Origin of the sequence: Pseudomonas sp. C9-3 (genome assembly GCF_032392015.1) — a bacterium.
In the GTDB taxonomy this organism is placed as follows: Bacteria; Pseudomonadota; Gammaproteobacteria; order Pseudomonadales; family Pseudomonadaceae; genus Pseudomonas; species Pseudomonas nitroreducens.
Genome location: NZ_CP135919.1, coordinates 4369550 through 4383360, shown reverse-complemented (window position 1 = coordinate 4383360; position 13811 = coordinate 4369550). Strand labels below are relative to the sequence as shown.

General features: G+C 66.2%; 12 protein-coding genes. 8 read left to right on the top strand and 4 right to left on the bottom strand.

The genetic code is table 11. From position 1 onward, the window contains the following. The first annotated feature begins 16 nt into the window (after nt 1–16). The 4 genes from RS899_RS20100 (at nt 17) to RS899_RS20085 (ending at nt 4697) form a co-directional block, all read left to right on the top strand. On the top strand, nt 17–2113 hold the full coding sequence (locus tag RS899_RS20100; RefSeq protein WP_315807913.1) for a TonB-dependent copper receptor: 2097 nt from the start codon (nt 17–19) through the stop codon (nt 2111–2113). 53 nt (nt 2114–2166) lie between these two features. After that, on the top strand, nt 2167–3537 hold the full coding sequence (locus RS899_RS20095) for a PepSY domain-containing protein (protein WP_315807912.1): 1371 nt from the start codon (nt 2167–2169) through the stop codon (nt 3535–3537). A gap of 129 nt (nt 3538–3666) precedes the next feature. Further along, the gene (locus RS899_RS20090; RefSeq protein ID WP_315807911.1) at nt 3667–4155 is read left to right on the top strand and encodes a copper chaperone PCu(A)C; all 489 of its coding nucleotides are present in this window, start codon (nt 3667–3669) and stop codon (nt 4153–4155) included. Continuing rightward, a complete protein-coding gene (locus tag RS899_RS20085) occupies nt 4155–4697 on the top strand; it encodes a GNAT family N-acetyltransferase (protein WP_315807910.1) in 543 nt (180 codons plus the stop codon). The genes RS899_RS20090 and RS899_RS20085 overlap by 1 nt, the downstream gene beginning before the upstream one ends. Here RS899_RS20085 and RS899_RS20080 read toward each other — a convergent pair. From RS899_RS20080 to xseA, 4 genes are all read right to left on the bottom strand, one after another. Continuing rightward, nucleotides 4678–5067, bottom strand: a complete 390-nt coding sequence (locus RS899_RS20080) for a DUF2809 domain-containing protein (protein WP_315807909.1) — start codon at nt 5065–5067, stop codon at nt 4678–4680. The two genes, RS899_RS20085 and RS899_RS20080, sit on opposite strands and share 20 nt — an antisense overlap. Beyond that, nucleotides 5067–5903 (bottom strand): peptidoglycan DD-metalloendopeptidase family protein, encoded by an 837-nt coding sequence (locus RS899_RS20075; RefSeq protein WP_315807908.1) that lies wholly within the window; start codon nt 5901–5903, stop codon nt 5067–5069. The genes RS899_RS20080 and RS899_RS20075 overlap by 1 nt, the downstream gene beginning before the upstream one ends. Before the next feature lie 203 nt (nt 5904–6106). Continuing rightward, nucleotides 6107–6862 carry a M15 family metallopeptidase gene (locus tag RS899_RS20070; RefSeq protein ID WP_315807907.1) on the bottom strand — a complete coding sequence of 252 codons (756 nt, stop codon included), beginning with the start codon at nt 6860–6862 and terminating at the stop codon, nt 6107–6109. 6 nt (nt 6863–6868) lie between these two features. Beyond that, nucleotides 6869–8248, bottom strand: coding sequence for an exodeoxyribonuclease VII large subunit (gene xseA / locus RS899_RS20065; RefSeq protein WP_315807906.1), 1380 nt, complete (start codon nt 8246–8248; stop codon nt 6869–6871). 148 nt (nt 8249–8396) lie between these two features. Here xseA and guaB point away from each other — a divergent pair, with 148 nt between their 5' ends. From guaB to tadA, 4 genes are all read left to right on the top strand, one after another. Next, nucleotides 8397–9866, top strand: coding sequence for an IMP dehydrogenase (guaB, locus tag RS899_RS20060; protein ID WP_024762983.1), 1470 nt, complete (start codon nt 8397–8399; stop codon nt 9864–9866). Between the two features lie 81 nt (nt 9867–9947). Continuing rightward, nucleotides 9948–11525: a glutamine-hydrolyzing GMP synthase gene (gene guaA / locus RS899_RS20055; protein ID WP_054907488.1), complete on the top strand. Its 1578-nt coding sequence runs from the start codon at nt 9948–9950 to the stop codon at nt 11523–11525. Nucleotides 11526–11780: 255 nt separating this feature from the next. Further along, a complete protein-coding gene (locus RS899_RS20050; RefSeq protein WP_315807905.1) occupies nt 11781–13184 on the top strand; it encodes a multicopper oxidase family protein in 1404 nt (467 codons plus the stop codon). After that, a complete protein-coding gene (gene tadA, locus RS899_RS20045; RefSeq protein WP_409978028.1) occupies nt 13172–13693 on the top strand; it encodes a tRNA adenosine(34) deaminase TadA in 522 nt (173 codons plus the stop codon). The genes RS899_RS20050 and tadA overlap by 13 nt, the downstream gene beginning before the upstream one ends. Nucleotides 13694–13811 lie beyond the last annotated feature (118 nt).

Sequence of the window (13811 nt, the reverse complement as noted above, 5' to 3'; positions counted from 1 at the left end):
TCATGGAATTAATGGAATGTCCCGCATGCAAATGCGCCGTCGGCAACGTGCCGTCGGCTTGCGCGCCCTGTGCGCGCTGACCGCCCTTGGCGGTTTCACTGCCGCCCCGGCGATGGCCGAAGAGGAAGATCACTCTTCGCATGTCACCGAACTGTCGCCCAGCGTCATCACTGCTGTGGCGCAGAGTTCACCGCTGACCATCGTCACCGACCCCAAGCAGCCGCGCCAACCGATCCCTGCCAGCGACGGTGCCGATTACCTCAAGACCATCCCCGGCTTCTCCGCCATCCGCAACGGCGGCACCAACGGTGACCCGGTGCTGCGCGGCATGTTCGGCTCGCGCCTGAACATCCTCACCAACGGCACCACCATGCTCGGCGCCTGCCCGGCGCGGATGGACGCGCCGACTTCCTATATCTCGCCGGAAACCTACGACAAGCTCACCGTGGTGAAAGGCCCGGAAACCGTAATCTGGGGCCCAGGCGCCTCGGCCGGCACCATCCGCTTCGACCGTGAGCCGGAGCGCTTCGGCGAACTGGGTACGCGGGTCAACGGCAGCATCGTCGCCGGCTCCAATGGCCGCTTCGACCGCGTGCTGGACGCCGCCGCCGGCGGACCGCTGGGTTACGTGCGGGTCACCGGCAACAAGTCGCAGTCCGATGACTACGAGGACGGCAGCGGCAACACCGTGCCCTCGCGCTGGAACAAGTGGAATGGCGACGTGGCCGTGGGCTGGACGCCGGACGCCGACACCCTGGTCGAACTCACCGCCGGCAAGGGCGATGGTGAAGCGCGTTACGCCGGACGCGGCATGGACGGCTCGCAGTTCAAGCGCGAGAGCCTCGGCCTGCGCTTCGAGAAGTCCAACATCGGCGAAGTGCTCGACAAGCTGGAGGCGCAGGTCTACTACAACTACGCCGACCACGTGATGGACAACTACAGCCTGCGCACGCCCTCGGGCATGGGCATGATGGCCGGCCCCATGGCTTCCAACGTCGACCGCCGGACCCTCGGCGGGCGCCTGGCCGCCACCTGGCGCTGGGACGATTTCAAGCTGATCACCGGCGTCGATGCCCAGACCAACGAGCACCGCGAGCGTAGCGGCATGGGCATCGGCACCTACGACGAAGTGCCGTGGGACAAGGACGCGGTCTTCCACAACTATGGCGCCTTCGGTGAGCTGACCTGGTACGCCGCCGACCGTGACCGCGTGATCACCGGTGCGCGCCTGGACCGCGCCTCGGTCAAGGATTATCGGCAGAGTACCGGCTCGGGGATGATGGCGATGCCCAACCCCACCGCCGACGACACCCGCGCCGACACGCTGCCCAGCGGCTTCGCGCGCTACGAGCACGACCTGGCCGACACGCCGACCACGCTCTATGTCGGCCTTGGCCACGTGCAGCGCTTCCCCGACTACTGGGAGCTGTTCTCCCCGGACAAGGGACCGACCGGTTCGGTCAACGCCTTCGACAGCATCAAGCCGGAGAAAACCACCCAGCTGGACTTCGGCGCGCAGTACGAGGACGAGAAGCTCAAGGCCTGGGCGTCCGGCTACGTCGGCGTGATCCGCGACTACATCCTGTTCGACTACATGCCCGGCGGCATGATGGGCCGCACCTCCCAGGCGCGGAACGTCGATGCACGGATCATGGGTGGCGAACTGGGCGCGGCCTACGCGTTGACCAGCAACTGGACCGCCGACGGCACCCTGGCCTACGCCTGGGGCAAGAACACCACCGACGATACTGCGCTGCCGCAGATGCCACCGCTGGAGGCGCGTTTCGGCCTGAGCTACGAGGAAGGCGACTGGAGCGCCGGCGGTCTCTGGCGCGTGGTCGCGCACCAGGGACGCATCGCCGAGAACCAGGGCAACGTGGTCGGCTACGACTTCGACGAAAGCCCCGGCTTCGCGGTGTTCTCGCTCAACGGCGCGTACAAGCTGAGCAAGAACCTCAAGGTCAGCACCGGCGTCGACAACCTGTTCGACAAGGACTACGCCGAGCACCTGAACCTGGCGGGCAACGCCGGCTTCGGCTACCCGGCCAACGACCCCGAATCGATCCACGAGCCGGGACGTACGTTCTGGACCAAAGTGGACTTCTCGTTCTAATGCCCGACCGGCCCCCGCTGGTCGGGGGCCTCCTTGCGTGAGGAGATCAACGAATGCAGAAGAAGACATTCGATTTCTACAACCTGGCCTGGCGCTGGCACTTCTATGCCGGGCTGTTCGTCGCGCCGTTCATGATCCTGCTGTCGCTGACCGGGATCATCTACCTGTTCAAGCCGCAGCTCGACCCGCTGATGTACAGCGACCTGCTGCAGGTGACGCCGGGTGAGGTGCGGCTGTCCGCCGACGAGCAACTGATGCACCTGCATCACCAGAACCCGCAACTGCTGGTCAGCCAGTATTTGCCGGCACCGGCCGCTGACCGTAGCGCACAGTTCGTCGCCCAGCTCGATGGGCGCGAGGTAAATGCCTTCGTCGATCCTTACAGCGGCAAGCTGCTCGGCGTGCAGGACGCGAAGTCCAATCTGCAGGCCATGGCCCGTGCGCTGCACGGCGAGCTGATGATTGGCACTGTTGGCGACCGACTGATCGAGCTGGCCGCCGGCTGGGGCATCGTATTGGTGGTGTCTGGCCTGTACCTGTGGTGGCCGCGCAAGCGCTCTCTGCGCGTGCTGCTCTGGCCGGACCTGTCGCGCCGCGGCCGTGCGCTGTGGCGCGATGTGCACATGGTGGTTGGTTTCTGGGGCTCGCTGCTGATGCTGTTCATGCTGCTCACCGGCATGACCTGGACCGGATTCTGGGGCAAATCCTTCGCCGATGTCTGGAACCGCTTCCCGGTGGCCATGTGGAACGACGTGCCCAAATCGGACCTGGAGGCGCGCACGCTCAACGAGGCGCACCGCCAGACCATCCCCTGGGCGATGGAAAACACCCCGATGCCGATGTCCGGCGGCGCCCACGCCGAACACATGGCCCATGGTTCCGGCGGTATGGCGATGCCGCAGATCAGCCTGCAGCAGGTGGTCGATACTGCCGACAAGGCCGGCGTGGTGCCGGGCTATGCCATTGCGCTACCCAAGGGCGAGCAGGGCGTGTTCACCGTCTCGGTGTTCGCCGACGACTCGCGTAACGACGCCACCCTGCACATCGATCAGTACACCGGCAAGGTGCTCGCCGACGTGCGCTGGAAGGACTACGGGCTGGTGGCCAAGGGTGTCGAATCCGGCGTGATGCTGCACGAAGGCAAGATGTTCGGCCTGTTCAACCAACTGCTGATGCTCGGCGTCTGCCTGATGATCCTGCTCAGCGCCGTCAGCGGCCTGTGGATCTGGTGGAAGCGCCGTCCGCAGGGCCGCCTCGGCGTGCCGCCGATGCCGCACGCGCTGCCGGTATGGAAGGGCGGGGTGGCACTCATGATCATCCTCGGTGTCGCCTTCCCGCTGGTGGGCGCGTCGCTGCTGCTGGTGTGGGCGCTGGACTGGGCGGTGCTGTCGCGCCTCAAGTCGCGCAGCCCTGCGCTGGGTTGATGCGTGCGCTGTTCAACCCTGACGCCTGCCGCGAGGCAGGCTATGCTGCGGCGCGATCGTTTCGTCCGCAGCCCGATGTTTTGCCGCCGATCTGGCGGAACCGATCACAAGCCAACTGGAGTCTCGAACATGCGTAAAACCCTGCTCGCTTTCGCTGTCCTGCTGGGCTTCTCCGGGGCCGCCATGGCCCACGAATACGAGGCTGGCAACCTGCACATCGACCATCCCTGGTCGCTGTTGCTGCCGGCCAACTCGGTGAACGGCGCGGCCTACTTCATCGTGCAGAACCACGGCAAGGACGCGGATCGCCTGCTCGGCGCCGACACCGACCGCGCCGCCAGCGCCGAAATCCACCAGCACGTGGAGAGGGACGGCATGATGAAGATGCAGAAGGTCGAGGGCGTGGATATTCCCGCCGGCGGCAAGGTCATCTTCGCGCCGGGCCAGTACCACCTGATGCTGTTCGGCCTGAAGAAGCCGCTCACCGATGGCGAGCGCTTCCCGCTGACCCTGCACTTCCAGAAGGCCGGTGACGTGAAGGTCGAGATCGCCGTGCAGAAGGACGCGCCGAAAGGCACCGACATGGGCCACGACATGCACGGCATGAAGATGAACTGATGAGCGACCGGCTCCTGCGCCCGCTGGTGTGGGCGCAAGACGGCGAGTGGCTGCTGGGTTTCGACGGCAGCTACTCGAGCGACTCGATCCTGCGTGTCGAGAGCGCCGCCGATGGTTTCATCCTGCGCGAGGAGCGACTGGCCGAGACGCAGACCAAGCGCTATCCCTTCGCTGATCTGAAAGATGACGTCACGGCGGCCGACTGGACCGCCGTGGTCGTCGACGAAGAAGGCGAACGCCTGGGCTTCGCTATCGCCCGCTACGAAATCTGGAATCGCCGCGCGGTACTGGACGACCTGTTCGTCCTCCCCGAGGCCCGCGGGTTGGGCGTAGGCAAGCAACTGCTGGATGGCTGCCTGGACTGGGCGCGCGGCACCGAGGCGCGCCACCTGTGGCTGGAAACCCAGAACCTCAACCTGCCGGCGGTAGGCTTCTACCGCTCCCGCGGCTTCTCCCTCAGCGGGCTTTCCACCGACCTCTACGACCCGGCGCAGGTGCTGCCCGGGGAGATGGCGCTGTTCTTCAGTTACCCGCTGGCCTGAGAGCCAATCGGGTCTGCCGCGCCGCGAGAATCAGCGCGAAGCCGATGCAGTAGGCCAGCACGTCCAGCCAGTCCGGCGTGGCGCCCAGCACGATGCGCAGTGCGCGGTTGCCGATCTGCCAGTGGAAGGTCGCGGCGAGGAACTGGCCGAATTCGATCAGCAGCCCGCAGGCCAGCGCCGTGCCGGCGAGCCAGTGCGCCGGTGCATCCAGCGCGGCGCGGAGCAGGCAGTACAGCCAGATCACCGCCAGCACGTCGCCGCCGAAGCCGCGCAGCCAGCCGAGGTGCGCGCCGGCCGTGGCCAGCCAGACCAGCACGGCGAACCAGAGCAGCGCGAACAGCGCACTGCGTCCATCGAAACGAAGTTGCATCAGGGCTTGAACGCGCCGATGAAGATCGCCGGGTCGACGCGGGCGTCGTTCAGGCTGACGTTCCAGTGCATGTGCGGCCCGGTGGCGCGTCCGGTGGCGCCGACACGGCCGACCACGCCACCGCGCGAGAGCTGATCGCCGAGTTTCACGTCGATCTTCGACATATGGCAGAACATGCTGATGAAGCCCTGGCCGTGGTCGACAAACACGGTGTTGCCGTTGAAGAAGTAGTTGCCGATCAGGATTACCTTGCCGGCGGCCGGTGTCTTGATCGGCGTGCCGGCGGGCACGGCGAAGTCGAGGCCCGAATGCGGGTTGCGCTCCTCGCCATTGAAGAAGCGGCGCAGGCCGAAGGGGCTGGAGAGCGGGCCGTTGACCGGCTTGTCGAGTACCAGGTTGCTCGGTGTGCCGGGGCTGAAGCTGCGGTACGCGGCGGTCTGCTCGGCCAACTCGCGGTTGATGCGCTTGAGGTCTTCGGGCAGCGGGTTCACCTGGCGGGTGTTCTTCAGGGTGATGCGCTGCTCTTTATAGTGCTTGGCGCCAACGGTGAAACCGAGGTTGCGGCTCGCGCCTGCCTGCTTCACGGCGATCTGCTGGTTGCCGGTCTTGGCGGTCAGCGGGATGCCGACGATGGCGATCCAGTCGCGGCCCTCCTCACGCACCACCAGCACCGGCTTGCCCTGGAAGGTGGCGGTGGGCACGGCGGCATCCTGGCCCAGTTGCACCACGGCGACACCGCCGGGCACCGGCTTGTTCAGGGTACGGCTGATGAAGCCTTCGGCGTGGGCGGGCAGGGCGAGGAGGGTGGCGGCGAGCAGGCAGAAGAGTCGGAACATGGCGCAATCCGTGGACGTGTCGGCGGATGAAGCGGGCAGTCTACACGGCGCTCTTCGGCGAGCGGGACGATTTCGTCGAAAGCGGAACGTCGTGGCAGGGCGCTTTATGTAGGAGCGAGCTTGCTCGCGAACCACCCTCGCAGCGAAGCCGTTCGCGAGCAAACTCGCTCCTTCAGGTCCGGGCTCCCCGGCAGAGGAGAAAGCTAGCGGTGCAGGCCCTCGAGCTGCTGGCGCCACAGCTGTTCCAGCGGCAGCACCTGCGCCGGGCCATAGATGGCGTGGGGCTTGCCCAGGTGCGCGGCCCACAGCTGGTCGCCGTAGTCGTAGTGCCACCATTCGCTGGACAGGTTGCTGAACCCCGCAGCGCTCATGGCGTTGAACAGGATCCGGCGGTTGTCGCGGATGCGCCGCTGCTGCTCGTCCGGCGCGGCGATCTCTTCGTAATGGCGGGTATAGGAGCGCGGCGTGGCTTCGTCGAACAGGCTGCCCATGTCCAGCCAGCGGCCTTCGCTGTCGCACAGGGTCAGGTCGATGGCGCCGCCGGTCAGGTGCGGGCTGGGCGATTCGGCGCGGATGCTGGGCGGCGCGACGAATTCGCGGGTGCGCCGGGTCAGCTCGGCTGGGTCGGCGTCTGGCTGGTGCTGGCGGAGGATGTCGTAAAGCGTGTCGTACAGGTGTTGCTGCACGGCGAACGGCCGCCAGGCGTCGAGGATGACCAGACGCAGGCCGTCGGGCAGCAGGCTGGCAGCGTGCAACAGGCGCTCGAATACTCCCGTTCGGGCATAGCACTCCGGTTGCGCGTTGGGCACGCCGAGGCGGTGATAGGCCGGCCATACCGCGAAGCCCGTGGCTATACCCATGGCCTGCAGCGGCTGGTCGCACTCGACGATAGGCACGCGGAAGGCCTCGGCCCAGTCAGGATCGGGTTGCGGCAGGATCGGCGCGAGCAGGTCGGTCATCAGTTCTCAGTCCAGCAGCGACAGGGTGACGGGCGCCTGGTGATTGTCTTCCACGCGCACTTCCAGCTCGCCGTCGCCCAGCTTGGCCTTGAGGCGCTGGCCGTTCTTCGTCTGCGCGGCGCTGCGGATGGCTTGGCCCTTGTCGTCCAGCAGGATGCTGTAGCCGCGCCCCAGAGTGGCCAGCGGGCTGACGATGTGCAGCGTCTGCATCAGGCCGTCCAGGCGCTGGCGCTGTTCGCGCAGGATCGCGTTGGTGGCGCGGGGCAGGCGGGCGCTGAGGTTGTCCAGGCGCTGGCGCAACAGGGCCAGGTTGCGACCAGTGTGTTGGGCGGCGAGGCGAGTATCCAGGCGTGCCACACGCTCCTGGCGGATCTGCAACTGGCGCTCGAAGGCGCGGCGCAGGCGCATGTCCAGATCGTCCAGGCGCTGGGACTGCTGGCGCAGGCGCTCGCCGGGGTGGCGCAGGCGCCGCGCGGTGCCTTCCAGGCGCAGGCGTTCGCGGGTCAGACGGTCCTGAATGCGCAGGATCAGCCGGCGGCGCAGGCTGTCCAGGCGCTGTTGCAGGTCGCCGCTGTGGGGAGCCAGCAGCTCGGCGGCGGCCGAGGGCGTCGGTGCGCGCACGTCGGCGACGAAATCGCTGATGGATACGTCGGTTTCGTGGCCCACGGCGCTGACGATGGGCGTCACGCAAGCGGCGATGGCGCGGGCCACCGGTTCCTCGTTGAAGCACCAGAGGTCTTCCAGCGAGCCGCCGCCACGGGCCAGGATCAGCGCGTCGAAGCTCTGCGCGTCGGCCAGCTTGAGCGCGCGGACGATCTGCCCGATGGCTTCGCGACCCTGTACGGCGGTGGGGACCAGGGTCAGCTCGACCTGCGGCGCGCGGCGGCGGAACACGCTGATGATGTCGCGGATCACCGCGCCGGTGGGCGAGCTGACGATACCGATGCGCCGGGGATGAGCCGGAAGTTCGCGCTTGCGCTCGGCGGCGAACAGGCCTTCGGCGGCAAGTTTCTCTTTCAGCGCCTCGAAGGCCAGTCGTAACGCGCCATCGCCGGCGGGTTCGACGGTGTCGGCGATCAATTGGTAGTCGCCGCGTCCTTCGAACAGCGAAATCTTGCCGCGCACCCGCACGGCCAGGCCGTCGCGCAGGGCCTGGCGCACCCGCAGGGCGTTCTGCCGGAACAGCGCACAACGCACCTGGGCGTTGCTGTCCTTGAGGGTGAAGTACATGTGACCGGACGCGGGCCGCGCGAGGTTGGAGATCTCGCCCTCGACCCAGACCTGCGGGAATACGTCCTCCAGCAGGTGGCGGGCGCGCTGGTTGAGCTGGCTGACGGTCAGAACCTCGCGGTCGAGGCCCAGCCGTTGGAAGGGATCTTTCTGCATGGCGAAGGATGATAAGCGGGCCTGTGGAACGGGGCCAGCGCGCAAGCCGGATAAAGACTGCATCCAGATCGTCTGGTTACGTTGAGCCGCACCCCCCAGCTGGGATATAATGCCGCGCTTCCATTTTTCCCGATCGGGAGCCCCCGCCATGCTGCGCATCAGCCAAGAAGCCCTCACTTTCGACGACGTCCTCCTGATCCCAGGTTATTCGGAAGTCCTGCCCAAGGACGTGAGTCTGAAGACTCGCCTGACCCGTGGCATCGAACTGAACATCCCGCTGGTGTCCGCCGCGATGGATACCGTGACCGAAGCCCGCCTGGCCATCGCCATGGCGCAGGAAGGCGGCATCGGCATCATCCACAAGAACATGAGCATCGAGCAGCAGGCCGCCGAGGTCCGCAAGGTCAAGAAGCACGAGACCGCGATTGTTCGCGACCCGGTCACCGTGACCCCGTCGACCAAGATCATCGAGCTGCTGCAGATCGCCCGCGAGTACGGCTTCTCCGGCTTCCCGGTGGTGGAAGAGGGTGAGCTGGTCGGTATCGTCACCGGCCGCGACCTGCGCGTGAAGCCGAACATCGGCGACAGCGTGGCCGCGATCATGACCCCGAAGGACAAGCTGGTCACTGCCCGCGAGAACACCCCGCTGGAAGAGATCAAGGCCGCGCTCTACGAGAACCGCATCGAGAAGATGCTGATCGTCGACGAGAACTTCTACCTCACTGGCCTGGTGACCTTCCGCGACATCGAGAAGGCCAAGACCTACCCGCTGGCGTCCAAGGATGACCTGGGCCGCCTGCGCGTCGGCGCTGCCGTCGGCACTGGTGCCGATACCGGCGAGCGTGTTTCCGCCCTGGTCGCCGCCGGCGTTGACGTAGTTGTTGTCGACACCGCCCACGGCCACTCCAAAGGCGTGATCGATCGCGTCCGCTGGGTCAAGGAAACCTTCCCGCAAGTCCAGGTCATCGGCGGCAACATCGCCACCGGCGAGGCTGCCAAGGCACTGGCTGACGCTGGCGCCGACGCCGTCAAGGTCGGCATCGGCCCGGGCTCCATCTGCACCACCCGTATCGTCGCTGGCGTCGGCGTGCCGCAGATCTCCGCCATCGCCAACGTCGCCGCTGCCCTGGAAGGCACCGGCGTTCCGCTGATCGCCGACGGCGGCATCCGCTTCTCCGGCGACCTGGCCAAAGCCATGGTGGCTGGCGCCTACTGCGTGATGATGGGTTCGATGTTCGCCGGTACCGAAGAAGCGCCGGGCGAGATCGAGCTGTTCCAGGGTCGTTCCTACAAGTCCTACCGTGGCATGGGCTCCCTGGGCGCCATGGCCGGTTCCACCGGTTCCTCCGACCGCTACTTCCAGGACGCCTCCGCCGGCGCCGAGAAGCTGGTACCCGAAGGCATCGAAGGCCGCGTGCCCTATAAGGGCCAGCTGACCGCCATCGTTCACCAGCTGATGGGCGGCCTGCGCGCTGCCATGGGCTACACCGGCAGCGCCGATATCCAGGACATGCGCACCAAGCCGCAGTTCGTGCGCATCACCGGCGCCGGCATGGCCGAGTCCCACGTCCACGATGTACAGATCACCAAGGAAGCCCCGAACTACCGCGTAGGTTAAGGGTTTCAGGTTAATGAGTCGGACACGGGGCTGCTTGATACAGCCCCGTGTCGTTTAAGAATTTCGCTACGAGAGATGGCCATGGCCCAAGACATTCACGCTCACCGGATCCTGATCCTCGACTTCGGCTCCCAGTACACCCAGCTGATCGCCCGCCGCGTTCGCGAGATCGGCGTGTACTGCGAGATCCACCCGTTCGACATGAGCGACGACGAGGTTCGTGCCTTCGCCCCGCGCGGCGTCATCCTGGCCGGCGGCCCGGAGTCGGTGCACGAAGCCAACAGCCCGCGCGCGCCGCAGGCGGTGTTCGATCTCAAGGTGCCGCTGTTCGGCATCTGCTACGGCATGCAGACCATGGCCGAGCAGATGGGCGGCAAGGTGTTGGGTTCGGACCTGCGCGAGTTCGGCTACGCCCGCGTTGATGTGGTCGGCAAGGCCCGCCTGCTCGACGGCATCGAAGATTGCGTCAGCGAAGACGGCGTGTTCGGTCTCGACGTGTGGATGAGCCACGGCGACAAGGTCACCGAGATTCCTGAAGGCTTCCACATCCTCGCCAGCACCCCGAGCTGCCCGATCGCCGCCATGGCCGACGATGCCCGCGGTTACTACGGCGTGCAGTTCCACCCGGAAGTGACCCACACCAAGCAGGGCGGTCGCATCCTCTCGCGCTTCGTGCTGGACATCTGCGGCTGCGAAGCCCTGTGGACCCCGTCCAACATCGTCAACGACGCCATCGCCACTGTTCGCGCCCAGGTGGGCTCGTCCAAGGTGCTGCTGGGCCTGTCCGGCGGTGTGGATTCCTCGGTGGTCGCGGCCCTGCTGCACAAGGCCATCGGCGACCAGCTGACCTGCGTCTTCGTCGACAACGGCCTGCTGCGCCTGCACGAGGGTGACCAGGTGATGGCCATGTTCGCCGAGAACATGGGCGTCAAGGTGATCCGCGCCAACGCCGAAGAGAAGTTCCTCAGCCGTCTGGCCGGCGTCAGTGACCCGGAGCAGAAGCGCAAGATCATTGGCGGCAGCTTCATCGAAGTCTTCGATGAGGAAGCCACCAAGCTGAAGGACGTGAAGTTCCTCGCCCAGGGCACCATCTACCCCGACGTGATCGAGTCGGCCGGCGCCAAGACCGGCAAGGCCCACGTGATCAAGTCGCACCACAACGTCGGCGGTCTGCCCGACGACATGCAGTTCGAACTGGTCGAGCCGCTGCGCGAGCTGTTCAAGGACGAAGTCCGCAAGATCGGCCTGGAGCTGGGCCTGCCCTACGACATGGTCTACCGTCACCCGTTCCCGGGCCCGGGCCTGGGCGTGCGCATCCTTGGCGAAGTGAAGAAAGAGTACGCCGACCTGCTGCGTCGCGCGGACCACATCTTCATCGAAGAGCTGCGCAACTTCGACTGGTACCACAAGACCAGCCAGGCCTTCGTGGTGTTCCAGCCGGTGAAATCCGTCGGCGTGGTCGGCGATGGCCGCCGTTACGCCTGGGTCGTTGCGCTGCGCGCCGTGGAAACCATCGACTTCATGACCGCTCGCTGGGCGCACCTGCCGTACGAGCTGCTGGAGAAGGTCTCGAACCGCATCATCAACGAGATCGAAGGCATCTCCCGCGTCACCTATGACGTGTCGAGCAAGCCGCCGGCAACCATCGAGTGGGAATGATCGGAGACGTTTAACGTTTCCTTAACGAGGAAAGCGGCAATCTCGCCGCTTTCTTCGACAGGCGAGGACGGGGATACCTGTCCTTGACCTGGCGCATGAGAGGCGTTTGCGCCTTCATGCACAGTTGCCTTCTGCTTCCTATGTGGGAAGCAGAGCAATGCAGCCGGCCGCAAGAGCCTGGCGCCGGGCGCGAACGCGCCAACCTCCGTGAAAGCCGATGGGGTCGCAAGTCCCTTGTTTGAGGAGTCTGGACCCATGTCGTTTACCCGTAGACAAGTACTCGGTGGCCTCGCTGGCCTGGCCGTCGTCGGCCTGGGCGCCGGTGGCGCGCGCATCTGGCTGGCGCGCCCGCAGGTAGCCGCCGAGCACGATTACGAACTGATCGCCGCGCCGCTCGACCTGGAGCTGGTGCCCGGCCACAAGACCCCTGGCCTGGGCTATGGCGGCCAGGCTCCCGGTGTGGAAATCCGCGCGCGCCAGGGCGACTGGCTGCGCGTGCGCTTCACCAACAAGCTGGACGAGCCGACGACCATCCACTGGCACGGTATCCGCCTGCCCATCGAGATGGACGGCGTGCCCTACATCTCGCAGCCGCCGGTGCAGCCGGGCGAGAGCTTCATCTACCAGTTCAAGACGCCGGACGCCGGCAGCTACTGGTACCACCCGCACCTGATGAGCAGCGAGCAACTGGGCCGCGGCCTGGTCGGGCCGCTGATCATCGACGAGCGCGAGCCCACCGAGTTCACCAGCGAAAAGGTCCTCAACCTGAAGACCTGGCACGTGGACGAGGAGGGCAACTTCACGCCCTTCAGCGTGCCGCGCGAGGCCGCGCGCGAAGGGACTCGCGGACGCCTGTCGACCATCAACGGCGAACGCACCCCGGTGATCGAATTACCGGCCGGCGAGATCGTCCGCGTGCGTATCCTCAACGTCGACAACACCGTGACCTACCGCCTCAACCTGCCGGACGCCGAGGCGAAGATCTACGCCATCGATGGCCACCCGGTGGAGCCGCGCGATTTCGGCAAGGGGCCGAATGACCAGTATTGGATCGGCCCGGGCATGCGCCTGGAGCTGGGCATCCGCGGCCCGGCGGAAGGCGCCGAGCTGTCGCTGCGCAATGGCCCGGTGCGTCTGGCGACCATCCGTGGCGTCGCCAACCCGAAAGCGCCCACCGCCAAGTGGCCGGCGCCGCTGCCGCACAATCCGGTAGCCGAGCCGGACCTGAAGAACGCCGAGACCATCAACTTCAAGTTCGAGTGGGTCGGCGCCATGTCCGACTACTCCAAGGGGCAGTCGGCGCCGTCGCTGTGGCAGATCAACGGCGTGGCCTGGCAGGGCGGTGAGGAGCACAAGCACAACGCGCCGCCGCTGGCCAAGCTCAAGGAAGGCAACAGCTATATCTTCGTGCTGCGCAACATGACCCAGTACCAGCATCCGATCCACCTGCACGGCATGGCCTTCAAGGTGCTGGATTCGGATCGCCGCGACATCATCCCGTACTTCACCGACACCTACCTGCTGGGCAAGAATGAGACGGCACGCGTGGCGCTGGTGGCGGATAACCCCGGCCTGTGGATGTTCCACTGCCACGTGATCGATCACATGGAAACCGGGCTGATGGGAACCATCGCGGTGGGCGAGGCATGGTGCGGCTGACCAACAGCAAGGGGCATCCGACGGTGAAGGGGCTGGCGCCGGTCATCGACCGCAGCCAGGACATCCCCTTCATGCGTGAAGCCATGGCCCTTGCCGAGCAGGGCGCGGCGCTGGGCGAAGTGCCCGTGGGCGCCGTGCTGGTGCTGGACGGCCAGGTCATCGGCCGAGGCTTCAACCGCCCGATCACCTCGCACGACCCCAGCGCCCACGCGGAAATGGTCGCCATCCGCGAGGCCGCTGCCGCCGCGCAGAACTACCGCCTGCCCGGCAGCACCCTCTACGTCACCCTCGAGCCCTGCAGCATGTGCGCCGGCCTGCTGGTGCATTCGCGCATCCAGCGCGTGGTGTTCGGCACCACCGAGCCCAAGTCTGGCGTGGTGGTCAGCCGGGGCAACTTCTTTGAACAGGACTTCCTCAACCACCGGGTGCTGGTGGAAGGCGGGGTGCTGGGGGAGGAGTGCAGCGCGATGCTCTCGGCCTTCTTCAAGGCGCGCCGGGTGAAGTCCTGAACGGCAATTCCCTGCGCTCTGATCGCTCGTAACTTATTGAAAAGATTGAGACATGCTTCCTGCGGCTAAAGTCGTAGAAGCCTGGCCGATTAGCCGTTGGTCCTGTGCTACTTTGCAC

Excerpts from the sequence above, each read along its gene's own strand:
- RS899_RS20100 (WP_315807913.1), top strand. The coding sequence starts at position 17 with ATGTCCCGCATGCAAATGCGCCGTCGGCAACGTGCCGTCGGCTTGCGC.
- RS899_RS20095 (WP_315807912.1), top strand. The coding sequence starts at position 2,167 with ATGCAGAAGAAGACATTCGATTTCTACAACCTGGCCTGGCGCTGGCAC.
- RS899_RS20090 (WP_315807911.1), top strand. The coding sequence starts at position 3,667 with ATGCGTAAAACCCTGCTCGCTTTCGCTGTCCTGCTGGGCTTCTCCGGG.
- RS899_RS20085 (WP_315807910.1), top strand. The coding sequence starts at position 4,155 with ATGAGCGACCGGCTCCTGCGCCCGCTGGTGTGGGCGCAAGACGGCGAG.
- RS899_RS20080 (WP_315807909.1), bottom strand. The coding sequence starts at position 5,067 with ATGCAACTTCGTTTCGATGGACGCAGTGCGCTGTTCGCGCTGCTCTGG.
- RS899_RS20075 (WP_315807908.1), bottom strand. The coding sequence starts at position 5,903 with ATGTTCCGACTCTTCTGCCTGCTCGCCGCCACCCTCCTCGCCCTGCCC.
- RS899_RS20070 (WP_315807907.1), bottom strand. The coding sequence starts at position 6,862 with ATGACCGACCTGCTCGCGCCGATCCTGCCGCAACCCGATCCTGACTGG.
- xseA (WP_315807906.1), bottom strand. The coding sequence starts at position 8,248 with ATGCAGAAAGATCCCTTCCAACGGCTGGGCCTCGACCGCGAGGTTCTG.
- guaB (WP_024762983.1), top strand. The coding sequence starts at position 8,397 with ATGCTGCGCATCAGCCAAGAAGCCCTCACTTTCGACGACGTCCTCCTG.
- guaA (WP_054907488.1), top strand. The coding sequence starts at position 9,948 with ATGGCCCAAGACATTCACGCTCACCGGATCCTGATCCTCGACTTCGGC.
- RS899_RS20050 (WP_315807905.1), top strand. The coding sequence starts at position 11,781 with ATGTCGTTTACCCGTAGACAAGTACTCGGTGGCCTCGCTGGCCTGGCC.
- tadA (WP_409978028.1), top strand. The coding sequence starts at position 13,172 with ATGGTGCGGCTGACCAACAGCAAGGGGCATCCGACGGTGAAGGGGCTG.